Source organism: Stenotrophomonas sp. 112478_Sma (genome assembly GCF_056479905.1).
This window is the reverse complement of record NZ_CM151072.1, coordinates 3,594,648-3,617,209: the sequence shown is the minus strand read 5'-3', so window position 1 is coordinate 3,617,209 and position 22,562 is coordinate 3,594,648. Positions and strand designations below refer to the sequence as shown.

Sequence of the window (22,562 nt, the reverse complement as noted above, 5' to 3'; positions counted from 1 at the left end):
GGGTCCTGCGTTGTGCCAGGCACCATGCGCCGATGATTCCCGTCGATCAAGAGGGTGCGCGGTTTGAGGCAGCGCGTCGCGGAAAGGCGCCGGCGATCGTTCTAGACTCGAGCGATCGAACCTGCATGGGAGTGGCTCTGATGGGACTGCGCGAATGGGGGAGGGGGGCCGCACTGGCCGTGCTGCTCGCAGCCACTGGCGTCGGCATCGCGGATGCGCGTGACAGCCAGGCACCGGTGATGTCCGGCAATCCGATCCTGCCGGGCTGGTACGCGGACCCGGAGGCAGCCGTATTCGGCAGCACCTACTGGATCTTCCCCACGCGCTCGCGGCCCTATGCAGAACAGGTTGCCTTCGATGCCTTTTCGTCGCCCGACCTGGTGCACTGGCGCCGGCACGACAGCGTGCTGTCCATCGAGAACATTCCCTGGGCCAGGCAGGCGTTGTGGGCACCCTCGGTGGTGGCCAACGACGGGCGCTACTTCTTCTTCTTCTCCGCCAATGACATCCAGAACGACGGCGAGACCGGTGGCATCGGCGTGGCCGTGGCCGACCAGCCCGAAGGGCCTTACCGCGATCTGCTCGGCAAGCCACTGGTGGGCGCGTTCCACAATGGCGCGCAGCCGATCGACCAGTATGTGTTCAAGGATGACGATGGTGCCTGGTACATGATCTATGGCGGCTGGAAGCACGCCAACATCGTGCGCCTGAAGGCGGATTTCAGCGGCCTGCTGCCCTGGGACGACGGCACGCTGTTCAAGGAGATCACGCCGGCGCCGGAGTACGTGGAAGGTCCGCTGATGTTCAAGCGGGGCGGTCGCTACTACTTCATGTGGTCCGAAGGCGGCTGGGGCGAGCCGGACTACTCGGTGGCCTATGCGATCGCCGACGCGCCGACCGGGCCGTTCACACGCATCGGCCGGGTCCTGCAGCAGGACCCGGCCATCGCGACCAGCGCCGGGCACCACTCCCTGATCCACGCGCCCGGCGATGACACGTGGTACATCGTCTACCACCGCCGGCCGCTCGACCAGACCGACCGCAATGCCCGCGTCACCGCGATCGATCGCCTGTACTTCGACGCGCAGGGCCGCATCCTGCCGGTGAAGATGACGCACGAGGGCGTACCCGCGCACCGCCTGCGCTGAGGCGCAGGATGTACCTTTCCGCCACCTGTGTATACTATCCCCCAGTATAGTTCCTGAGTCACCCTGCCATGCCGCACTCTCCCGAAGAGAAGAAGAAGGTCCTGGCCCGCGTGCGCCGCATCCGCGGCCAGTGCGATGCACTGGACCGTGCGCTGGAAGCCGGCGCCGACTGCGGGCCCGTGCTGCAGCAGATCGCCGCCATCCGCGGGGCGGTCAACGGGCTGATGTCCGAGGTGATGGAAGCCCACCTGCGCGAAGAGTTCGGACAACCCGCAGCGTCCGATGAACAGCGCGCCGAGCGCGTGCGCGAGATGAGCGGGCTGATCCGCTCGTACCTGAAATAAGCAACGGCGCAGCATAGCGTCGTCCATCTGTTACTGCCTGTCTTTGGAGAATCCCACCATGAAATCCCGTGCCGCCGTCGCCTTTGCTCCCGGCCAGCCGCTGCAGATCGTCGAGATCGACGTCGCCCCGCCGAAGGCCGGCGAAGTGCTGGTCAAGATCACCCACACCGGCGTCTGCCACACCGATGCGTTCACCCTGTCAGGGGATGATCCGGAAGGTCTGTTCCCGGTGGTGCTGGGCCATGAAGGTGCCGGCATCGTGGTGGAAGTAGGCGAGGGCGTGACCAGCGTCAAGCCGGGTGACCACGTGATTCCGCTGTACACCGCCGAGTGCGGCGAATGCCTGTTCTGCAAGAGTGGCAAGACCAACCTGTGCGTGTCGGTACGCGCGACCCAGGGCAAGGGCGTGATGCCCGATGGCACCAGCCGCTTCAGCTACAACGGCGAGCCGATCTATCACTACATGGGCTGCTCGACGTTCAGCGAGTACACAGTGGTGGCCGAAGTCTCGCTGGCGAAGATCAATCCGCAGGCGAACCCGGAACATGTCTGCCTGCTCGGCTGCGGTGTCACTACCGGCATCGGTGCGGTGCACAACACGGCCAAGGTGCAGGAAGGCGACAGCGTGGCAGTGTTCGGCCTCGGCGGTATCGGCCTGGCCGTGATCCAGGGCGCGCGCCAGGCCAAGGCCGGCCGCATCATCGCGGTGGATACCAATCCGTCCAAGTTCGAGCTGGCGCGTGAGTTCGGTGCGACCGACTGCATCAATCCGAAGGACTTCGACAAGCCGATCCAGCAGGTCATTGTTGAAATGACCACCTGGGGCGTGGACCACAGCTTCGAGTGCATCGGCAACGTCAACGTGATGCGCGCGGCGCTGGAATGCGCGCACCGTGGCTGGGGCCAGAGCGTGGTGATCGGCGTGGCCGGCGCCGGCCAGGAAATCTCCACCCGTCCCTTCCAGCTGGTCACCGGCCGCAAGTGGATGGGCACGGCCTTCGGTGGCGTCAAGGGTCGCAGCCAGCTGCCGGGCATGGTGGAGGACGCGATGAAGGGCGACATCGAACTGGCGCCGTTCGTCACCCACACCATGGATCTGGACGGGATCAACGATGCCTTCGATCTGATGCACGAAGGCAAGTCGATCCGTTCGGTCGTGCACTACTGAGCCATCCCGGGTGGCAGGCCATCAGGGCTGCCACCCTTCTGGAGAGACACCATGGAACGCATCGAACATCGTGCTTGCTTCGGCGGTTGGCAGGACGTGTACCGTCATCCCTCGTCCACGCTGGGCTGCGACATGCAGTTCGCCGTTTACCTGCCGCCGCAGGCGGAAACGCAGGCGCTACCGGTGCTGTACTGGCTGAGCGGACTGACCTGCACCGAACAGAACGTCATCACCAAGGCGGGCGCGCAGCGCTATGCGGCCGAACATGGCGTGATTCTGGTCGCGCCCGACACCAGCCCGCGTGGCGACGATGTCGCCGACGCGGAGGGCTACGATCTGGGCAAGGGTGCCGGCTTCTACCTCAACGCCACCCGCGAGCCGTGGTCCAAGCACTACCGCATGCATGACTATGTGGCGCAGGAACTGCCGGCGCTGATCGAGGCGAACTTCGCGGTGACCGGGGCACGCGCGATCAGTGGTCACTCGATGGGAGGTCACGGTGCACTGGTGGTCGCGCTGCGCAATCCGGGGCGTTACCGCAGCGTGTCGGCATTTTCGCCGATTGTTGCCCCCAGCCAGGTGCCCTGGGGGCAGAAGGCGTTCCAGGCCTATCTGGGCGACAACCGCGCCGACTGGGCCGCGTGGGATGCCTGCGAACTGATCGCTGCGGCCAGCGAACGCTTGCCGCTGCTGGTGGACCAGGGTGGGGCCGATGAGTTCCTGCAGAGCCAGCTGCAGCCGCAGCGCCTGCAGCAGGCCTGCGACGCCGTCGGCCATCCGCTGACCCTGCGCCTGCAGGATGGCTACGACCACAGCTATTACTTCATCGCCAGCTTCATCGGCGAGCACATCGCTCACCACGCCCGCGCGCTGCACGGCTGAATAGCCCGCGTGACAGCTGCGGTCCCGGGGACGCAACCGCGCATGCCCCGGCGCGACGGAACGCCTGCGTCGATGTAGCGCCGCGCCATGCCCGGCGCAGGGGCAGGGGAAGCAGGTGTGGCGTGGATCACGCCTCCATGGCGGCCTGTCGCGCTATCGTGCGTGCAGACAGGCTTGCGCAGTGGGGGATGCATGCCGGTAGTGCTGGCGCTGCTGTACGTGTTCGGCCATGGCCTGGTCGTGGCCCTGTGGCCGGGGCCGGCAGGCCTGGGTTCGTTCGTGTTCCTCACCGGCGCGCCGCTGCTGGCCGCCGCCGCATGCCTGTGGCGCGCGCGTGCGGATCGCGCCGCGCTGGGCTGGCGTGCCATCGCGCTGGCACTGCTGCTGTGGGCGGGGGGCATGGGCATCAACATGCTCGATGCACTCCGTGCCGACCGCCCCGACATCACCCCGGGCGCCAGCCTGCTGCTGTACGTGCTGTATGGCGTGCCGCTGGTGTTCATCCTGGCCCGCTCGCGGCGGGAGCGCTGGGCCATCAGCGTGATCGACGGAATCATGGCGGCCCTGCTGGGCGTGCTGTTCTTCGTGCATACCCAGTCATTTGCCGACCATGTCGGCATCGACGACCAGGCGCTGGCCAACATGCAGCGCATGTTCGATATCCAGAACCTGTGCATCGCTGTCTTTGCCATCGTGCGCTGGGTGTCCTGTGATGTCCCGGAGCGACGCAGCGTGTTCCGCGCGCTGGCGCTGTACGCGCTGGCCTATCTGCTGGTGGCCTACTACATCAACCACTTCACCTCCGAACAGTCTTTCGGCGCCTACAACGATCTGCTGATCGACGTGCCGTTCCTGTTGCTCGCGCTGCTGGCACTGCGGCGGTCGCCAGCTACCGGATTCGTGCTGCAGCCGCGGCTGGCCCGGCTGGTGCAGGCCGGCGGCCCGATCATCCTGCCGCTGCTGTTGCTGGTGGTGGGCACCCTGGTGGTGGACCATGCCAGGCCCCTGGCATTGGCTGGATTCGTTCTGGCCACGTTGGGCTTCAGCCTGCGCAGTGCACTTCTGCAGATCGATCTGCTGGAACGGCAGGCCGGGCTCGACCAGCTCGCGCGCCAGGATGGCCTGACCGGCGTAGCCAACCGCCGCCAGTTCGATGCCGAACTGCAGGCTGAATGGAACCGGGCGCGGCGGAGCGGCAGCGAACTGGCGCTGCTGCTGGTCGATATCGATCATTTCAAGGCATTCAACGATGCCCATGGTCATCCCGCCGGCGACCGTTGCCTGCAGGCCGTGGCGGCGCTGCTGCAGCACAGCGCCGGGCGTGCGGGCGACAGCGTGGCGCGTTACGGCGGTGAGGAATTCGCGGTGATCGTGCCAGGCACGGCGTTGGACGGCGTACAGGCCTTGGCCGAGCGGCTGCGACGCGCGGTGGAAGCGCTGCAGCTGCCGGAAGGGCGGGTCAGCATCAGCATCGGCATCGCATTCCTGCATCCGCCGGCAACAGCCGATGCCGGGCAGCTGCTCGCCGATGCGGATGCGGCGTTGTATGTGGCCAAACGCGCGGGACGCAATCGTGTGGCGATGCAGGGCGCAGCGCCGGCCGGTGCAGACGGCCGCTAGACCCCGCCCCGCGCATTCGCCAGGGGAACGCGGTTCCGCCGCTGGTGGCTGTCGCCCGCGGACGCGCCTTCGTCGGCGGTACCCGCACTCCGTCGCACCGCGCTGGCGATCACGCGGGAGCCGGTTCACCGTCACCCACCAGTGTGGAGAGGAGCAGACATGCACAGAACCCTGGTGTCGCTGGCCGCGTGGAGCGCGATGGCCTTCAGTGCGCAGGCGGTCGCGGCCACGGCGGCGTCACCTTGCGCCGCTGCGAGCTATCGGATGGCCGATGGCAGTACGCTGGACATCGGCCCGGGTGCGGGCGATCAGCTGCGCTGGCGCACGCCAGATGGTCGCAGCGGCGCACTGCAGCGCACCGCGGGCGATGCCTGGACCAGTACCCGCGGCTGGACCGGGCAGCCGGACGGGCACCGGATGGTGCTCACGGACTGTGGGAAGCGCGGCATCAGCGTCGATGGAATGAAGGGCGAGCGCATTCCGCTGCGGCAGATCGACACCCGTTTCAGCGGTGCCGGCGCAACGCTGCAGGGGCGGCTGACGCTGCCTCCGGGCGATGCGCCGGTTCCACTGGTGGTGCTGGTGCATGGTGCGGAGAACAGCTCCGCGCTGGAGCGCTACTCGCTGCAGCGCGAGTTCGCCAGTGCCGGCATCGCCGTGTTCGCGTACGACAAGCGGGGCACGGGACGCTCTGGCGGGCGGTACACGCAGAACTACCTGACCCTGGCCAATGATCTGATCCTGGCCACGCGCGAAGCACGCCGGTTGGCGGGGGCACGTGCGCAGCGGGTCGGCTACCAGGCCGGCAGCCAGGGTGGCTGGGTGGCGCCGCTGGCGGCACGCATCGAGCCTGTGGATTTCATCGTGATCAGCTTCGGCCTGGCGGTCTCGCCGCTGGAGGAAGACCGCGAGGCGATCGCTTTCGACATGCAGCGGGCCGGCCAGGACGCAGAAGCCACTGCGCAGGCGATGCAGATCGCCGATGCGGTGGCGACCATCGTCGAAAGCGGATTCAGCGAGGGATTCGATGTACTGGCGGAGGTGAAGCAGCGTTACCAGCATGCGCCCTGGTTCCCTGCGGTACGCGGGAACATTACCGGGTATCTGTTGTCGACTCCGGAGGTCACTGCGCGCGAGCAGGGGCCGCGGCTGCTGGACGGGGTGCCGGCCCATTACGACCCTTTACCGGTGCTCACGCATCTGCAGGTGCCGCAGTTGTGGATCTTTGGCGGGCAGGACCGCGATGCGCCGCCGGGAGAGACGCTCAGGCGTCTTGCGGTTCTGCAGGGCCAGGGACGGCCGATCTACACGGCCGTGTATGCAGACGCCGATCATGGCATGTACGAGTTCGAGCTGGATGCGGCCGGGGAACGTGTATCGACACGGCAGCCGGCCGGGTACTTCCAGCTGATGACGGACTTCATCCGTGGCGATGCGCTGCGGTCCGAATACGGCCAGGCCCGCCCCACGTCCGCGCGATGAGGGCTTCGACGGGCGAAGCCCAGCAGACGCCAGCGCGTTCGCCGCTCAACGCACGTCGCGCAGTTCCCAGTGATGGCCGGCCAGCAGACGCAGGCGCTGCTTGAACACATCGCTGTCGATGCGGGTGGTGGCCACCAGGTTGATGCGCAGGTCCTTCTGCTCACCGGTTACGGTGGCGTCCGGGTCGGTCACGCCCCACTGCGGCTCCACTGCATCCGGATCGGGTTGCTTGGCTTTCCAGCGCTCGAACAGCGCGCCGCTGCGCAGGGCGTCCTGCAGTTCTTCGGCAAAGCCGGCGGCGCCCTGCGAATGGAAGGACAGGTCGGGGTCGTTGCCGCGGGCCTTGGACGGGTCGGGAAGGCTGATGTGGTACTGCGCAGGCATGGTGATCTCCTTGAAGTGCGGCAAGGCTGGCATAGACGCGGTGCAATGCTTGTGTACATCCGGCGCACCTGCATGCAGGCGTCGCCCGCCCTCATTCGAACCGATGCGGTCCATCGGCAAAGCCCACGGTAACGGCGCCCTTGCCGACGTTGACCATGCCGGTCAGGCTCATCACCGATTCGTACACGGTGACGCCGTGGGTGGCGCAGACGTCCGTCAGCTGCGCATAGCCGGGCAGGGCGCGCAGCTCCTCCAGCTCACCGCCATAGCTGACGCAGACTGTCGGTGTCATCAGTCCACTGCGCACGCGCTGGCCGACCACAGCGAAGAGCTTCTGCACGGCATTGTCGAAGCCCTTGATCTTGGCCACCGGGCCGGTCTCACCGCGGTAGCCGTGCAGCACCGGCTTGATGTCCAGTGCGCTGCCCAGCGCGGCACTGAGCAGGCCGACACTGCGGTCGCCCTTGTGCCGCGCGCGGGCCCGCATGTAATACAGGTCACGGGTGACCATGTAGCCATGCACGTTGCCGGCCAGTTCCTCCAGCCGCTCGCGGATCTGCTGCACGCTGGCGTTGCTGTCGCGCAGGCGCACCGCTTCCACCGCCGTCACCGCCTGCGCGGCGAACAGGTTCTGGGTGTCGAGCACGCGCAGTGCGAAGGGCGAGTTGTAGCCCGCGGCCTGCCGCACCGGCTTGTAGTCGTTGAGGATGGCGAAGCTGGCCTGCAGGGCGTTGTCGTGGATCGGGCTGCGGGTCTTGGTGATGGTCATGCAGAAGACGTGGTCGTAGTCGATCACCAGCTGCTGCAGGAACAGGTCACGGATCTGGTTGACGCTGAAGGGGATGGTCTCCGCCTCGGCACCATGTTCGGCCACGTGTGCGTGCAGGAAGCTGAGCGTGGCCTGTTCGTCGCGATGGTCGGCGAGTACGGCTTCGCCGATCCGTACGGTGATCGGGAGCAGCACGATGTTGTGTTCGGCAATGAACGCCTGCGGCAGGTCGCAGGCCGAGTCGACGACGATTCCGATGCGCATCCGCGGCTCCCCCTCCAGGGCGGTTGTTGGTTCGGAAGTGTGAAAAATATCTCAAAACGGGAGCCCGCGCGCGAGGGAAGCGCAGGCGCCCTGTTCAGCGTCTGCGCTGTACCGCGATCGGCAGGGCCTCCACCCGCTGCCATTCCGGCTGCTTCAGCAGGTCCGGATCGGCCAGCACAGCGGCCATCAGCGGGTGCGCGTCATTGCCCCAGAACAGCTCGTCGCCGATGGCCAAGGTCGGTACGCCGAACACGCCGGCCGCGAGCGCAGCCTCGGTGTTGCGCCGCAGCTGCTCCTTGACCTCTGCGGTTGCCGTGGCGGCCGCCACATCCGCGATGCCCAGCCGCGCGCCGGGTTCGCGCAGCGCCTCGGCGCTGTCGGCGGCGTTGCCCTCGCGCCAGATCCAGTCGAACAGCACGTCCACGGCCTGCGCGCCGCCGCCTGCGGCCAGGCACAGCCGCAGAGCGGCCAGCGGGTTGAACGGGTGGGCAGGCGGGAAGCGCAGCGTCACGCCTTCCGCCTGCGCGTTCCAGAGCAACTGGCGGTAGATGAAGCGCCGCTTGGCCGGGATCTCGGCCGGGCCGAGATTGCCAAGCTGCTGCAGCACCGCCCCGAAGGCGATCGGCACCGGCTGTACCTGTGCGAACTGGGGCAGTTGCTTGACCTTCTGCCAATGCAGGTAGGAGTAGGGCGAGACGAAATCGAAGTACCAGTGCAGCGGGGCCATGGGGCTTTCCTCGTCGGTCAGGGCTGCGCGTTGCGCTGCAGATAGCGGTCGCGCAGGTCGGTCTGGCGCGAGCGCATCGGCATCGGCCGCCCGCCCATCCAGACCTGTTCGGCATAGTGCGCCACATCCAGCGGGTCGCCTTCCCAAAGCACCAGGTCGGCGCGCTTGCCGGGCTCGATGCTGCCGATCTGGTCGGCCACCCCGAACGCCTGTGCGGGAACCCGGGTCAGGCCTGCCAGCCCGTCGGCCCAGGGCAGGCCATGGGCTACCGCATTGCCTGCGAGCTGGCGGATCTTGCGTGCGTTATGCGAGGCATCGCCACGTTGCACGAAGCTGACGGGCACGCCCGCACGCTGCAGTCGTGCCGCGTTTTCCAGGGTGGCGCCGATCTGGTCGAAGCTGGCCGGCAGGTTGGCCAGCACGTCGACGAACACCGGCACGCCGGCCGCAGCCAGCTCCGGCGCCAGCTGCCAGGCTTCGCTGGCTCCAGACAGGGCGATCTTCACCTTTTCACGTGCAGCCCAGCGCAGCAGCTGGCGGATATCGGCAGCGCGATCGATTTCAACCACGATGCGGCTCTGGCCGGCCAGATAGCGCGACAGTGTGCGGCGACCGGCCGGTGTCAGCACGGCGTGCGGTGAATCGGCGGCGACCTGGCCGCGCGCTTCATCCACCATCTGCTGCAGCAGCATCCACTGTGCTGCACGCGAATGACCGGTCAGTTCCGACGCTGCGGCGCCCAGCCGCAGGAACAGCGCACGTGGACCCAGCGGGTCGGCGCTGCCATCGAGCCGCATCACCCCACCCTGGCCCGCCACGAAGCCACCGCCGGTGACGGCGCCCAGCGCGGTGAAGCCGATGCCCTCCAGTCGCGCCACCGGAATGAGCACCGACGCGGGGTTGTAGGCCAGGGTCACGTCGAACTCCGGGCGCAGCGGTTGCTCGCCGATCTTCAGGCTGCTGTCGACCGTACTCGCTTCTCCCGAGACTTCCTCGATGCCGATCTCGGCGATGCCACCGAACAGCGCGGGCGTGAGCGGGCGGCCATCGGCTTCAACCACGGTCGTGCCGGCCGGTGCGGCCAGGCCCGTACCCACGGCACGGATGATGCCGCCCTGCACCAGCACATCGGCGTGCTGCAGGCTGCCGCGTGCGCCGGCGGTGTGAACCGTTGCGCCGCGCACCAGCAGATCCTGTGCCGATGCCGCGCCGGTGATGGCTGCCAGCACCATGATCGCAGCGCCGAGCCATGCCCGGTTGCGGCTGGAAGACCTTGCGATCTGCATGGAACCGGCCATCAGTGCACCTCCTGCCCGAGCTGGAAGTCCGACTGCGGCGTTGCCGGCAACGCACTGCGGTCGTACAGGCGGCGGCCATCGACATAGACCTGCTCGGCCAATGCGTAGGAGCTGAAGGGATTGCCGTTCCACACCACCACGTCGGCCATCTTGCCGGGCTCCAGCGTGCCGGTCTGGCGCTCGATGCCCAGCGCCTTGGCGGCATTGGCGGTCATCCAGGTGATCGCATGTTCAGGAGTGATCGGGGCCATGCGTGCGCGGCGCGCGGCGGCCATGACCTTGGCGGCTTCCTGGTTCAGGCGCTGGATGCCTTCGGGCGAATCGGAATGGACGATGGCGCAGCTGTTCTTCGCCCGGTCCACCAGCGCGATGTTCTCGGGGATGCCATCGAAGGCTTCCATCTTGAAGCCCCACCAGTCGGCCCACAGTGCACCGCAGACGCCGTCCGCCGCCAGCCGGTCGGCCAGCTTGTAGGCCTCCACGCCGTGGTGGAACGCTGCCACCTTGAAACCGAATTCCTTGGCCAGATCGAGCATGGTGGCCATTTCGTCGGCACGGTAGCAGTGGATGTGCACGCGGATGTCGCCCTGGATCGCGCCGGCCAGGGTGTCCAGCTTGAGATCGCGCTTGCCACCGGCATCGCCCGCGCTGTCACCTTTGTCGCTGCCGAACCAGCGCTTGCGCTTGGCTGCCTTGGGCGTGTTCTTGGTGATGTAGTCGGCGGCATCGATGAAGGCTGCGCGGTAGCCGGCGACGTTGCCCATCCGGGTAGCAGGCGTCACACCCTTGCCTTCGCCATAGACGCGTTTGGGGTTCTCGCCGCAGGCCATCTTCAGGCCCCACGGCGCGCCGGGAAACTTCATCGCCTGGTAGGTGATGGCCGGAACGTTCTTCAGGGTCACGCCGCGGCCACCGACCAGGTTGGCCGAGCCGGGCAGCACCTGCATGCTGGTCACGCCGCCGGCCAGGGCGGCAGCGAAGCCGGGATCCTGCGGCCACACCGAATGCTCCGCCCAGACATTGGCCGTGACCGGTGCGGTCATCTCGTTGCCATCGCTGTGGGCGCCCACCCCCGGGCTTGGATATACGCCCAGGTGCGAGTGCACGTCGATCAGCCCGGGGGTGACCCACTTGCCCTGCGCGTCGATGCGGGTGACATCGGCCTCGGCCTGCAGCTGCTGGCCGACAGCAACGATGCGGCCCTCACGCAGCAGGACGTCGGCATTGTCCAGGCGCTGGCCGGTGCCGGTCAGCACCGTTGCGTTGTGGATCAGCACCGGCGCATCGGGCTGCGCCCGATAGGTGCTGGGGTAAGGATCGGCCATGAAGCGCGAGGCGCCCAGTGCTGGCGCGGCGGCCAGCGTAACCAGCGCCAGCCCCAGCCCGGCGCGCAACAACGTCGACGTCATGCAGATCCCCTCGGCTACGTAAGCAACCGCTGACGCTAGCCGGGCAGCGGTGGGCTTGCCAAGTGACCTTCTTCACAGGGTGCGACCGCGTGCCTCGACGGCGTCGCCCCACTGGCCGAAAATAGGCGGTCCCCGCCGTTCCGGACCGAGCATGAAGAGCAAGCAGGAAATCGTCGACAACTGGCTGCCGCGCTATACCGGCGTGCCCCTGGACCAGTTCGGCCCGCACGTCCTGCTGACCAACTTCGGCGGCTACCTGCACACCTTCTCCGAACTGACCGGTGCGCCCATCGTCGGCCTGGACCGGCCCATGGCCAGCGCCACCAGCGATGGCATCACGATGATCAACTTCGGCATGGGCAGCCCCAATGCCGCGATCATCATGGACCTGCTGTCGGCGGTGATGCCCAAGGCGGTATTGTTCCTGGGCAAGTGCGGGGGCCTGAAGCGCAAGAACCAGCTGGGCGACCTGGTGCTGCCGATCGCCGCGATCCGTGGTGAAGGCACTTCGGGCGACTATCTGCCACCGGAAGTACCGGCACTGCCGGCCTTCGCCCTGCAGCGCGCGGTCTCGACCATGATCCGCGATCTGGGGTACGACTACTGGACCGGTACCGTCTACACCACCAACCGGCGGGTCTGGGAACACGACGAGGCATTCAAGGAACGGCTGCGCGCGATGCGCTGCATGGCCATCGACATGGAAACGGCCACGGTGTTCGCCGCCGGCTTCGCCAACCACATCCCCAGCGGCGCCCTGCTGCTGGTTTCGGACCAGCCGATGATTCCCGACGGGGTCAAGACCGAAGCCTCCGATGCCAAGGTCAGCTCCCAGTTCGTGGAAAACCATATCCAGATCGGCATCGAGGCGCTTAAGCTTATCCGGCGCAACGGCAAGTCGGTCCGCCATCTGCGCTTCGACGAATGATGATGAGGGCCGGGCGCGGGACGTCCGGGCCCGGGAGTAGGTAATGGACGTTGCCGCGCAGGTGGTGGAATTCTGGAAGGAGGCGGGCCCTGCGAAGTGGTTCGCCCGCGACGATGCGTTCGACGCGCAGTTCCGCCGATTGTTCCTCGATGAGCATTTCGCTGCGGCCGCGCGTGCGCGCGAACACTGGCTGGGCAGCGCCGAGGGTGCGCTGGCCCTGATGCTGCTGTTGGACCAGTTCCCGCGCAACTGCTTCCGTGGCACCGCCCACTCCTACGCCACCGATGGGCTGGCCCGGCACTACGCCATGCGTGCCATCGAGGAAGGGCTGGACCTGCAGCTGGTTCCGAAGCTGCGGGCCTTCATCTACCTGCCGTTCGAGCATTCCGAGGATCCGCTGGACCAGGACCGTTCGGTGGCCATGTTCGACGTGCTGGGTGACAAGGAATACCTGCAGTACGCCGACCTGCATCGCGACATCATCCGCCGTTTTGGCCGCTTCCCGCACCGCAACGCCGTGCTGGGCCGCATTCCCACGCCGGAGGAACTGGACTACCTGGCCGAAGGCGGGTTTGCCGGCTGACCGGGCGGGGCCGGCCACGCGCGGGACAGGCAGGAAACGGAAAACGCCGGCGTGCGCCGGCGTTCTCCTGTTCCGCGCTGCAGCCGATCAGTACTTCGGCACGCCGTTGTCCACCTCTTCGGACCAGGCGTTGATGCCGCCGGTGATGTTGAAGACCTTGGTGAAGCCAAGCGCGCGGAACTGCTCGGCAGCCTGCGCACTGCGACCACCGTGGTGGCACAGGAAGGCCAGTGCGGTGTCCTTCGGCAGTGCTTCCAGCTCGGCGCGGCCGTTGCCGTCGAACACCTTGAACGGCACGCCGACGGCGGCGATGGCGCGCTCGTCAGCCGGGCGTACGTCCACCAGGATCGCGTTGCCGGCGCGCACCAGGTCGTCGGCGTCGCGCACGCTGATTTCCTGCACCGGCTTGGGCGCATTCGGGTTGTCGATGGCCAGGCCCTTGCCGCGGATGTCGTCCACCCAGTCGATGGTGATGCCTTCGGCACGGCGCGCGCTGGCCAGGTCGAACTGCACGCGCAGTCCATTGGATTCGGCGGCGATCGCAGCCTCGTCATGCGGAGCGAGCTGGAAGTTGGGCTGGAAGCCTGCATCGATGCTCAGCTGCAGGGCGGCGCCCGGGGCGTCGGCCAGCGCGCCCTTGAGCATCTCCACCGCGGCCGGGGTGACGGTGATGCGCGGCGGGGTACGGTCCGGTGCGGGCAGGCCCAGCACGCTGCTCAGTTCGCCGCTGGCGGCCATCTGCAGCACGATGTCGCTGCCACCGACCAGTTCGCCGTCGATGTACAGCTGCGGGATGGTCGGCCAGTCGCCGTAGGCCTTGATGCCTTCACGGATTTCCTGGTCGGCCAGCACGTTGACGTGAGCGAACTCGACGCCCAGGTCCTGCAGCGCGCCCACGGCCTTGGCCGAGAAGCCGCACTGCGGCATCGACGGCTGGCCCTTCATGAACAGCACGACGCGGTTGGCGTTGAGGAGGGATTCGATGCGCGAACGCAGGGCAGGATCGAGAGACATGGGAAGTCGGGGGTCCAGTAATTCGAATCTTCGATTCTACCCCTCATGGCATCATGGGGTATGAGCAGCGCAGGAACATTGCATCGCATTCCGCCCCGGCCATGGCGCTGGCTGCCCTGGCTGGTGGCGTCGCAGTTGGCGGTGATCCTGGCCTGGGTGCTGGCGGGATGGCACTGGGGTCTGCCGCTGATGGTGGCCAGCCACGCGCTGTTCATCGTGCCGGTGTTCCTGCCCAACAGCCGCTTCTACACGCCGGTGCTGAGCCGCCTGGCGCAGGCGGACGACGCGGTCTGGCTGACCATCGATGACGGTCCCGGTGCGGACACGCTGGCCGTGCTTGATCTGCTGGATCGGCATCAGGCGCGGGCGACATTCTTCCTGGTGGGCGAGCGGGCGCTGGCCCAGCCGGCGCTGGTGGCCGAGATCCTGCGCCGCGGGCACGATCTGGGCAACCACAGCTTCAGCCATCCGCAGGCGCGCTTCTGGCGACTGGGACCGAAGGCGATGCGTGCGGAGATCGAAGGCTGCCAGCATGCGCTGCAGGCATTGTCGGGCACGCCGGTGCGCTGGTACCGGTCGGTGGTGGGCATGACCAATCCGTTCGTGGGCCCGGTGCTGCGCCGCCTGGGCCTGGTGCGGGTGGGATGGAGCGCCCGCGGCTTCGATGGTGTCGGCTGTACGCCCGAGCGCGTGCTGGAGCGCCTGCTGCCGGATCTTCGCCCGGGCGCCATCGTGCTGCTGCATGAGGGGGCCGCCCATGGCCACAACCTGGTAATCATCGAACGCGTGCTGCAGGCACTGGATCAGCGTGGATTGAAGGCAACGCTGCCTTCGGTATAGCGCAGCGGCGCGCACGGAATCCGCCGGGCACGGCCCGGCGCTACCAAGGGGTGGGCAGGCATCCGGTAGCGCCGGGCCACGCCCGGCGTCACTCAGGCCGTTCGGCCACCACCAGCCAGCTGTTGAACGGTGTGCGCCCGTGCAGCGGCCGTGGTGCGGCGACGCGCAATCCCGCTTCGCTCAGTGTCGCCAGCAGGGTCTTCGGCTGGGGATAGTGCCGCGGGCGGGTACCCATCCAGCCCACCAGCCAGGCAAGGCGGTCCGCGACCCGCGTGGTGCGGTCCCGGCCATCACCGGTCGCCAGCGGCGTGCGCAGCAGCAGCCGTCCTCCGGGGGACACCCGCGCGCTTGCGGCACGCAGCAGCGTCTGCTGCGGTCCGGCATCCAGGTACTGCACTACGTCCAGCAGCAGTACATGACCGACGTGCGACGGCAGCGCAGCCTGCACATCCAGGCATTCGAAGCGCACGGCCGGCAGGCCTTCACCGGCTTGCCGCGCCCGCTCGATCTTGGCGGCGTCCACGTCCACCCCGAGATAGGGCTGGCCGCGCCCGCGCTGGCGCAGCACATGCGCGAACAGGCCCAGTCCGCAACCCAGGTCCAGCACCGGCTGGCCATCCTCGGGCAGCTGTTGCAGCACGCCGTCGTACAACGGATCGCTGCCGAGTTTGCCGCGGGTGTAGTAATAGTCGCGGCGGCTGCCCCAGGCCTGTGCAGGTCGGAACGCCTCGGCGATCGCGCGGGCCTGCGGGGAGGTCAGCGGGGAGCAGGGCAGGGGCGTGCCATTCCGTGGCGTGCCGTCCATCGGGTCAGCCGGCGTCGCCGAGCCGGCGCAGGGCGACCGGCAAGGCGCGCTCGCTCCACAACGCATACATGCGCGCGGAGGGGTGCAGACCGTCTTCGGCGATCATCGCCGGGTCGTGACCGTGGACGCGGCTGATGTCGGTGATGTCGACGAAGTCGACGCCGAGGCCACTGCAGACCTGCTCCGCAGCCGCGTTGAACGCGTCGGTTTCGATGCCGATGCGGCCACGGTGTCGGCCGCTGCTGGCGCCGAACGGCGTCACGCCCCAATCGGGAAACGACAGCACCAGCACCCGATCGGTACGGCCGCCGGCAAAACCGATCGCGCGCTGCAGCAGGGCCTGGAACTGCGTGCGGTATTCGTCGAGCGGGCGGCCGCGGTACTGGTTGTTGACCCCGATCAGCAGACTGACGAAGTCGAACGGCCCCTGCGGGGCGGCCTCGTCGATGCCGGCATCGAGCTCGTCCGTGGTCCAGCCGGTGGTGGCGATGGTCTGCGGATCGGCCAGCGCGACGCCCTGTGCGCGCATCGCGGCGGCCAGCTGATGGGGCCAGCGGCCTTCGACCGCGACGGCCTCACCGATGGTGTAGGAGTCGCCCAGCGCCAGATAGGACAAGCCCACGACTCAGGCCACCGAACGGCGTGGCTTGATCGGTACGACCTTGGTTGCATCCTCGGCGCGGCGGGCCAGCACGCGGTCGATGCGGGCGAACACATCGCGCATCACCGAGGCCTCCGGCAGCAGGGTTACGCGGAAGTGGTTGCGGTAGGGCACGTTGAAGCTGGAACCTGGCACCACCAGCACGCCCTCGTTGTCCATCAGGTCCAGGGCGAAGGTGTGATCGTCGAAGCCCTTGGCGGCAGCGCCGACCACCGCCGGGAAGGCATACAGCGCGCCGGCGGGGGCCACCAGCGACAGATGCTCGCTGGCCTCGCATGCTTCGATCACCGCGCGGCGGGTTTCGTACAGGCGCCCGCCCGGGGCACACAGTGCCGAAATGGTGTCGGGCCCGTTCACCGCAGCCTCGATGGCGTACTGGCCGGGCACATTGGCGCACAGGCGCAGCGCGCTGAGCAGGTCCATCGCCGCGCGGAAGTCGCCCAGGCGTGCGTCATCGCCGCTGAGGTGCGCCCAACCCACGCGCCAGCCGCAGGCGCGATGCACCTTGCTCAGCCCGCTGAAGGTCAGGCACGGATGGTCGCCCGCCAGCGGTGCGACTGGCTGGAACACCGCCTCGTCATACAGGATCTGGTCGTAGATCTCGTCGACCAGCAGCAGCAGGTTGTGCCGGCGCGCGATGTCCACCACGCGTTCAAGCAGTTCGCGCGGGTAGCTGGCGCCACTGGGATTGTTCGGATTGATCAGCACGATCGCGCGGGTGCGCGAGGACACCAGGGTCTCGATCTCGCTCGGGTCCGGCTGGAAGCCGTTCTCGGCGGCGCAACGGTAGTAAACCGGCCGGCCGTCGTTGAGGATGGTGGAGGCCGACCACAACGGGTAGTCCGGGGAGGGCACCAGCACTTCATCGCCGGGGTTGAGCAGCGCACGCAGCGACAGGTCGATCAGTTCGCTGACGCCGTTGCCGACGAACACACGGTCCGGGTGTGCGTCGGGAGCGCCGCGACGGGTGTAGTAGGCGGCGATCGCCTCGCGCGCCACCGGCAGGCCCTGCTGGTGGGTATAGGGATCGGTGCGACCCATGTCGTCGGCGATCGCGCGCTGCAGGTGTTCCGGGGCGCGGAAGCCGAAATTGCCGGGGTTGCCGATGTTGAGCTTGATCAGCTTGCGGCCCTGCGCCTCCAGCTCCCGGGCTCGCCGGGCCAGTTCTCCGCGGATTTCGTAGCGCACTTCGGAAAGGCGCTCGCGGGTGGCCAGGGGCTTGGGCGCGGAGGTTGACATGGTCGGTGAGCCGTCGGATGGCATGGAGGTTCCATGGTAGCGGAATTGCTGCACTGCATGGCAAGGCCCCCAGGGCCCGCCGCTGCTGGGCTGGAGCGGCGTTGGCACGGGTAGAATGGAGGCGATGACCCAGACCCCCGATTTCACCGCCCTGCAGACCATCGGCTGGCCCTGGCCGGGCCCGGCGCAGCAGGCCGACTGGCAGGCCATGATGGCCGAGCACCCGCAGGCCCGCCCGGCCCGGGTGATCGAGCAGCACCGTACGCACTATGTCGTGGCCGACGCCCCTGACGCTGCGATCAAGGCCGAATCGCTGCCGGAATGGCAGCGGCCACGCTTTCCCAGCCATGAGCGGCCGGCGGTCGGCGACTGGGTGCTGCTCGACGGCATCCGCATCCTGGCGCTGCTGCCACGTCGCACCGCGATCAAGCGCGGTGCCGCCGGCGAGCATTATCACCAGCAGGTGATCGCGGCCAACATCGATACGGTGTTCATCGTCTGCGGGCTGGATGCGGACTTCAATCCGCGCCGTATCGAGCGCTACCTGTTGCTGGTGGGCGGCGGCGGTGCCGAACCGGTGGTGGTGCTGACCAAGGCCGACCAGACCGAATACAGCGAAGATGCGCTGGCGGTGCTGGAAGAACTGGAAATGCAGGGGATCGCCCTGCATGCCATCAATGGCCTGGATGCTGACAGCGTGGCTGTGCTGCAGCCGTGGTTGGGCCCGGGCCGCACCGTGGTGCTGGTGGGCTCCTCCGGCGCCGGCAAATCCACGCTGACCAACACGCTGCTTGGCGAGCAGCGGATGAAGACCAATGCGGTGCGCGCCAACGACTCACGCGGGCGTCATACCACCACTCATCGTGCGCTGATGCCGTTGCCGACCGGCGCCTGCCTGATCGACACGCCCGGCATGCGCGAGCTCAAGCCGACCGGCGAGGAGACGCTGGCCGAAGGGGGCTTCGCCGATATCGAAGCACTGGCCGAACAGTGCCGCTTCCGCGACTGCTCGCATCACCAGGAGCCCGGTTGTGCGGTACGGGCGGCCATCGACGCGGGTGAGATCGAGGAAAGCCGGCTGCTGAACTACTTCAAGTTGAAGGAAGAAGTGGCGGCCGCCGCCGCCAAGCTGGCCGTGCGCCAGGCCGAGACCGCGCAGGAACGTGGTGGCAGGAAAGGCAAGGGCCAGCAGTTCCGTCCGGCAGGAAAGCCGCGACGTCGTTGATGAGGCAGCCGGCCATGGGCGCGGCTGCATGGAAATTCATCCCGGGATACCGGGGTAACGCCTCCGCTGATGCCGGGGCCCGCGGTGGACAGCGCACGGCCTGGCAGGGCGCTATAGTCCGCGCATGGAAACGACCGCCGTGCTGGATCGCGAGGTGGCCCACCATGCGGCGCTCGATGCGCGGCTGGTCGAGGCCGTGGGTGGCATCCGCCTGCTGGGCCTGACCAGCTGGCCGGCGACGGTGCAGGCACCGTTCCTGGACAGCGTTGCGCGCGGGCAGCCGCAGTTGCCGAAGGTGGACTACCCGAAGCTGGATTTCAGCGAGGAACGCCGCACCTTGGCAGCCATCGCCGCCGACTGCGACGCGGGGCATCCGTTGGGCCACTACGTGCAGCAGTCCGCGCACAGCTGGGACCTGGCCGCACGCCTGCTGGAAGGCCTGGGTACCGCAGCGGTGGACACCTGTTCGGTGCAGCTGTTCGGCGCCCCCGAACAGCCCTTGCCGGGCAATGGCCCGAGCACGCGCGATGCAGCGCGCCATTTCATCCAGATCGCGGCCGAGCTGGACCATGAACTGCTGGCGCCGGAAGAACAGGTGCCGGTGTCTGCGATCGCGCTGCAACTGCAGCTGCAGAACGATCTGGATGCCTTCTTCGAATCGCGGATCATCCAGGTGCAGCTGGACCCGGAACTGGTGTCCAAGGCGGCCGCCGGACCGACGCGGATCCGCCTGCGTACCAGTGCGCGCTTCAGCGCCTACGATCGTGCACAGCTGTTCCATCACGAAGCGCTGGTGCATTCGCTGACCGCGCTGAATGGCCGGGAGCAACCGGTGCTGCCCAGCCTGGCCTTGTCCTCACCCCGGGTGACGGCTACCCAGGAAGGGTTGGCCACGTTTGCCGAGCAGATCACCGGCAGCATCGACATCGAGCGCCTGAAGCGGATCAGCCTGCGTACCGAAGCCATCGCGATGGCCCGCGAGGGCGCCGACTTCATCGAGGTGTTCCGCTACTTCTGCGATGCCGGGCAGAACCCGGAAGAGAGCTTCGCATCGGCCCAGCGCGTGTTCCGCGGGGTGCCCCCCGGCGGCGGGCTGGCCTTCACCAAGGACACCGTGTACCTGCGCGGGCTGGTATCGGTGCACACCTTCTTCCGCCACATGCTGGCCGAGGATCGCCTGCAGGTCTGCCGGTGGCTGTTCGCGGGCAAGATGAGCCTGCAGGACGCCATCGCGTTCGCACCGTTGTTCCAGGCCGGGGTGTTGAAGCCACCACGCTGGCTGCCGCACTGGGTCAGCCGGGCCAATGGCCTGGCCGGCATGCTGGCGTTTTCGCTGTTTGCCAACCGGATACGGATGGACCAGCTGGCGCCGGAGTGACATGCGTTGGCGGATCCTGCATGGGCCTGCCTGCCCGCGCCATGCAGGAACACTCGATGCGCCGCAGCGCCCGCTTCTGACTTAGAACTCTGCCGCCACCGTCATGAACACCTGCCGCGGTGCGCTGGCGTGGATCGCGTAGCGCTTGCCTTCCGGGTCGGTCGGCGCGAACGAGCTCAGCTGGCCGGCGTAGCGCTTGTTGGTCAGATTGGTCGCGTTCAACGAGACCCGCACGTTGCGCAGTCCCAGCCCAGGGCCGAAGTCATAGCCGGCACCCGCATCGAAGGTGGTCACGCCCGGCACCGACTGATCGTTGGTGTAGGTGTAATAACGCTTGCCGGTGTACTTGGCACGCAGGCTGGCGAAGAAGTCATCGCGGTTCCAGCTGATTTCGCTGGAGGCCATGCGCTGCGGCGTGTCCACCGTGATCTTGCCGGCCACCGGCACCACCGCGCCGCCGGAGATGTAGTCATCTTCGTAGGTGGTCTTGTTCCAGGACAGCGCGTTGTACCACTGCAGACCGTCGACCGGCTTGAGGATGAAGGTCAGTTCCGCGCCATGGCTCTTCACCGAGCCGACGTTGATGAAGCGTGTCACGCACTCCGGGCGGGTGCCCACCTCGATGCTGGAGCACGGGTTCAGTGACAGCAGGCGGTTGTCGAACGTGACGTTGTAGGCGGCGATCGAGGCCTGGTACTTCTCGCCGAACGTGCGGAAACCGGCCTCCAGGCTCTTCGACTTTTCCGGTTCCAGGTCGGCGCTGGCAGCGAACGATTCCGGTGCCACCTGCAACGGGCCGCCACTGCCACCACCGACGAAGGCGGCGATGTTCTCGGCGTACGAGGCGAACAGCTCGTTGTTGGCGTTGAGCTTGAAGCCCACGCCCAGCTGCGGCAGCACCGACTCCTTGGCCGTCAGCGTGCCGGACGCCAGGCGGGTTTCCACGCCCGGGCGGGCCGTGGCACGCATGCGGGTGTTCGGGCTCTTGATGCCGACATCAACGGTCAGGCGCTGGTCGAGGAAGCGCAGGCGGTCCTGCACGTAGAACTGCTGCGTGCGGATGTCGTAGTCCTGGTTGAACAGCAGGCGGTCCGGATTCTTCAGGTACAGGTCGTCCAGGAACGGACCGCTGATGTAGTAGAAATTGCGCGACACGTTGTGGTCGTTTTGCTCGTACCACAGGCCGGCTTCCAGCTCGTGGATGCCGGCCGTCCATGACAGCGCTGCGGTCACGCCGTCGCGGTTGATCGTGTAGTTGGTGCTGCGGATGGAGATCGGCAGCATCCGGTCGGTGCCGGGGTAGGACGGCTGGCCCGGCGCCCACCAGTGACCCTGGCCGCGGTTGTCATGGTGGTAGGCCAGCAGCTTCAGGCGGCCCTGCTCGCCCAGGCGAAGGTCGGCATCGATCGAGTACAGGTTGTCATCGCGCAGCGCACGGCTCTGGTAGTACGCATCGTCGATGCTGGTCACGCCGCCGCTGTAGGCACATCGCGCCGGATCACGCGTAGCCGGCGCGCAGTAGGCGGCGGCCACCGCGCGGTTCCAGTCCGGCGCATAGATGTTCCAGTCCCAGCCCAGGCCCCTGGCCAGCATGTCCTTGGACAGGTAGGCGTAGTTGGCCTGGCTGGCACGCGAGGTCGCCACGAACGCGCCAAAACGATGGTCGCCCACGTTCCACACGGCCTTGGCATTGAACTGGCGGGTGGTCTGGTTCTGATGCGGCGCGGCCCACATGTCCTGGTCCTGGTGAACGCCGGAGACATACGCAGAGAAGCCGTTGAGGTCGCCCGTATCCACGCGCAGGTAACCACGGCGCTGATTGTCGTCGCCGACGGTGACGCTGGCACGGCCGCCGAACTCGGTGGACGGATCGGACGAGAAGTACTGGATGGTGCCGCCGAGATTGCTGGTCGAGGCCACGCCGAGTGAACCGATGCCCTGCGACAGCTCGGCGCCGGCCAGGTTTTCGGCGATCAGCGCACGGGCGATGCTCAGGCCGTTGTAGTTGCCGTAGCTGTTGTCGCCCAGCGGAATGCCATCGAGGGTATAGCCCAGCCGGCTCTTGTCGAATCCGCGCAGGCTGATGGTCTGCGATTCCTCATTGGCGCCGAACGCATCGTTGGACTGCACCGAGACGCCCGGCAACCGATCGAGGATCTTCTGGCCGCTGGTGCCTGGCGGGAGCACCTGCTTGTCGACGCTGGTGATGCGCTGCACCTGACGGGTCTCGCCCTGGCCGATCACCGAGACGGTATCCAGCGTCTGCGCGCTGGGCGCGGCGTCGGTATCGGCGGCGGAGGCGCTGGCAGCGGCGGAAAGCGCGATCGCTACGGCGATCGTCAGGTGTCGAGTCTGCATGGTGGTCCGTTGCATGGGGGATGGGCACCGGCGTGC

The 22,562-nt window shown here is 67.6% G+C and carries 21 protein-coding genes; 11 read left to right on the top strand and 10 right to left on the bottom strand.

What is annotated here, in order from left to right; genetic code table 11:
* Positions 1-125: 125 nt before the first annotated feature.
* From ACZK08_RS16425 to ACZK08_RS16400, 6 genes are all read left to right on the top strand, one after another.
* Positions 126-1,148 (top strand): glycoside hydrolase family 43 protein, encoded by a 1,023-nt coding sequence (locus tag ACZK08_RS16425; protein WP_231107750.1) that lies wholly within the window; start codon positions 126-128, stop codon positions 1,146-1,148.
* 68 nt (positions 1,149-1,216) lie between these two features.
* Positions 1,217-1,492, top strand: a complete 276-nt coding sequence (locus ACZK08_RS16420) for a metal/formaldehyde-sensitive transcriptional repressor (protein WP_053517440.1) — start codon at positions 1,217-1,219, stop codon at positions 1,490-1,492.
* Positions 1,493-1,550: 58 nt separating this feature from the next.
* Positions 1,551-2,660: an S-(hydroxymethyl)glutathione dehydrogenase/class III alcohol dehydrogenase gene (locus ACZK08_RS16415; RefSeq protein WP_065175135.1), complete on the top strand. Its 1,110-nt coding sequence runs from the start codon at positions 1,551-1,553 to the stop codon at positions 2,658-2,660.
* A 51-nt stretch (positions 2,661-2,711) separates the two neighbouring features.
* A complete protein-coding gene (fghA, locus tag ACZK08_RS16410; RefSeq protein WP_065181736.1) occupies positions 2,712-3,542 on the top strand; it encodes an S-formylglutathione hydrolase in 831 nt (276 codons plus the stop codon).
* 192 nt (positions 3,543-3,734) lie between these two features.
* A complete protein-coding gene (locus ACZK08_RS16405) occupies positions 3,735-5,162 on the top strand; it encodes a GGDEF domain-containing protein (RefSeq protein WP_065181735.1) in 1,428 nt (475 codons plus the stop codon).
* Positions 5,163-5,321: 159 nt separating this feature from the next.
* Complete coding sequence (locus ACZK08_RS16400) at positions 5,322-6,644, top strand: alpha/beta hydrolase family protein (protein WP_081284379.1); 1,323 nt, start codon at positions 5,322-5,324, stop codon at positions 6,642-6,644.
* A gap of 45 nt (positions 6,645-6,689) precedes the next feature.
* On the opposite strand, the gene ACZK08_RS16395 is transcribed toward ACZK08_RS16400, so the two are convergent.
* The 5 genes from ACZK08_RS16395 to ACZK08_RS16375 form a co-directional block, all read right to left on the bottom strand.
* Complete coding sequence (locus tag ACZK08_RS16395; RefSeq protein ID WP_053443843.1) at positions 6,690-7,028, bottom strand: hypothetical protein; 339 nt, start codon at positions 7,026-7,028, stop codon at positions 6,690-6,692.
* A 91-nt stretch (positions 7,029-7,119) separates the two neighbouring features.
* Positions 7,120-8,061 carry a DegV family protein gene (locus ACZK08_RS16390; RefSeq protein WP_053517434.1) on the bottom strand — a complete coding sequence of 314 codons (942 nt, stop codon included), beginning with the start codon at positions 8,059-8,061 and terminating at the stop codon, positions 7,120-7,122.
* 94 nt (positions 8,062-8,155) lie between these two features.
* A complete protein-coding gene (locus ACZK08_RS16385) occupies positions 8,156-8,788 on the bottom strand; it encodes a 2-hydroxychromene-2-carboxylate isomerase (protein ID WP_065181734.1) in 633 nt (210 codons plus the stop codon).
* Positions 8,789-8,805: 17 nt separating this feature from the next.
* Positions 8,806-10,074, bottom strand: coding sequence for an amidohydrolase family protein (locus tag ACZK08_RS16380; protein ID WP_155761017.1), 1,269 nt, complete (start codon positions 10,072-10,074; stop codon positions 8,806-8,808).
* 11 nt (positions 10,075-10,085) lie between these two features.
* A complete protein-coding gene (locus ACZK08_RS16375; protein ID WP_065181733.1) occupies positions 10,086-11,495 on the bottom strand; it encodes an amidohydrolase in 1,410 nt (469 codons plus the stop codon).
* 151 nt (positions 11,496-11,646) lie between these two features.
* On the opposite strand from ACZK08_RS16375, the gene ACZK08_RS16370 reads away from it, so the two are divergent.
* Positions 11,647-12,423, top strand: coding sequence for an AMP nucleosidase (locus ACZK08_RS16370; protein WP_065181732.1), 777 nt, complete (start codon positions 11,647-11,649; stop codon positions 12,421-12,423).
* 43 nt (positions 12,424-12,466) lie between these two features.
* A complete protein-coding gene (locus ACZK08_RS16365; RefSeq protein WP_065175129.1) occupies positions 12,467-13,006 on the top strand; it encodes a DUF924 family protein in 540 nt (179 codons plus the stop codon).
* A gap of 87 nt (positions 13,007-13,093) precedes the next feature.
* On the opposite strand, the gene grxD is transcribed toward ACZK08_RS16365, so the two are convergent.
* Complete coding sequence (grxD, locus tag ACZK08_RS16360; RefSeq protein WP_053517428.1) at positions 13,094-14,020, bottom strand: Grx4 family monothiol glutaredoxin; 927 nt, start codon at positions 14,018-14,020, stop codon at positions 13,094-13,096.
* 60 nt (positions 14,021-14,080) lie between these two features.
* Here grxD and ACZK08_RS16355 point away from each other — a divergent pair, with 60 nt between their 5' ends.
* A complete protein-coding gene (locus ACZK08_RS16355; protein ID WP_065181731.1) occupies positions 14,081-14,860 on the top strand; it encodes a polysaccharide deacetylase family protein in 780 nt (259 codons plus the stop codon).
* Positions 14,861-14,948: 88 nt separating this feature from the next.
* Here the strand turns inward: ACZK08_RS16355 and ACZK08_RS16350 are convergent, their stop codons facing one another.
* From ACZK08_RS16350 to ACZK08_RS16340, 3 genes are read right to left on the bottom strand one after another with little or no spacing between them, the layout of a single operon-like run.
* Complete coding sequence (locus tag ACZK08_RS16350; protein WP_065181730.1) at positions 14,949-15,665, bottom strand: class I SAM-dependent methyltransferase; 717 nt, start codon at positions 15,663-15,665, stop codon at positions 14,949-14,951.
* A gap of 4 nt (positions 15,666-15,669) precedes the next feature.
* A complete protein-coding gene (locus ACZK08_RS16345) occupies positions 15,670-16,287 on the bottom strand; it encodes an SGNH/GDSL hydrolase family protein (protein WP_065175127.1) in 618 nt (205 codons plus the stop codon).
* A gap of 3 nt (positions 16,288-16,290) precedes the next feature.
* The gene (locus ACZK08_RS16340) at positions 16,291-17,565 is read right to left on the bottom strand and encodes a pyridoxal phosphate-dependent aminotransferase (protein WP_065175207.1); all 1,275 of its coding nucleotides are present in this window, start codon (positions 17,563-17,565) and stop codon (positions 16,291-16,293) included.
* Between the two features lie 115 nt (positions 17,566-17,680).
* On the opposite strand from ACZK08_RS16340, the gene rsgA reads away from it, so the two are divergent.
* Together rsgA and ACZK08_RS16330 are read left to right on the top strand one after the other, a co-directional pair.
* Entirely contained in the window at positions 17,681-18,790 is a 1,110-nt protein-coding gene (gene rsgA, locus ACZK08_RS16335; RefSeq protein ID WP_065181729.1) for a ribosome small subunit-dependent GTPase A, read from the top strand.
* A 124-nt stretch (positions 18,791-18,914) separates the two neighbouring features.
* Positions 18,915-20,168, top strand: coding sequence for a flavohemoglobin expression-modulating QEGLA motif protein (locus ACZK08_RS16330; protein ID WP_065175125.1), 1,254 nt, complete (start codon positions 18,915-18,917; stop codon positions 20,166-20,168).
* A gap of 81 nt (positions 20,169-20,249) precedes the next feature.
* Here ACZK08_RS16330 and ACZK08_RS16325 read toward each other — a convergent pair whose 3' ends face one another.
* Positions 20,250-22,526, bottom strand: a complete 2,277-nt coding sequence (locus ACZK08_RS16325; protein WP_478452273.1) for a TonB-dependent receptor — start codon at positions 22,524-22,526, stop codon at positions 20,250-20,252.
* Between the last annotated feature and the right edge of the window lie 36 nt (positions 22,527-22,562).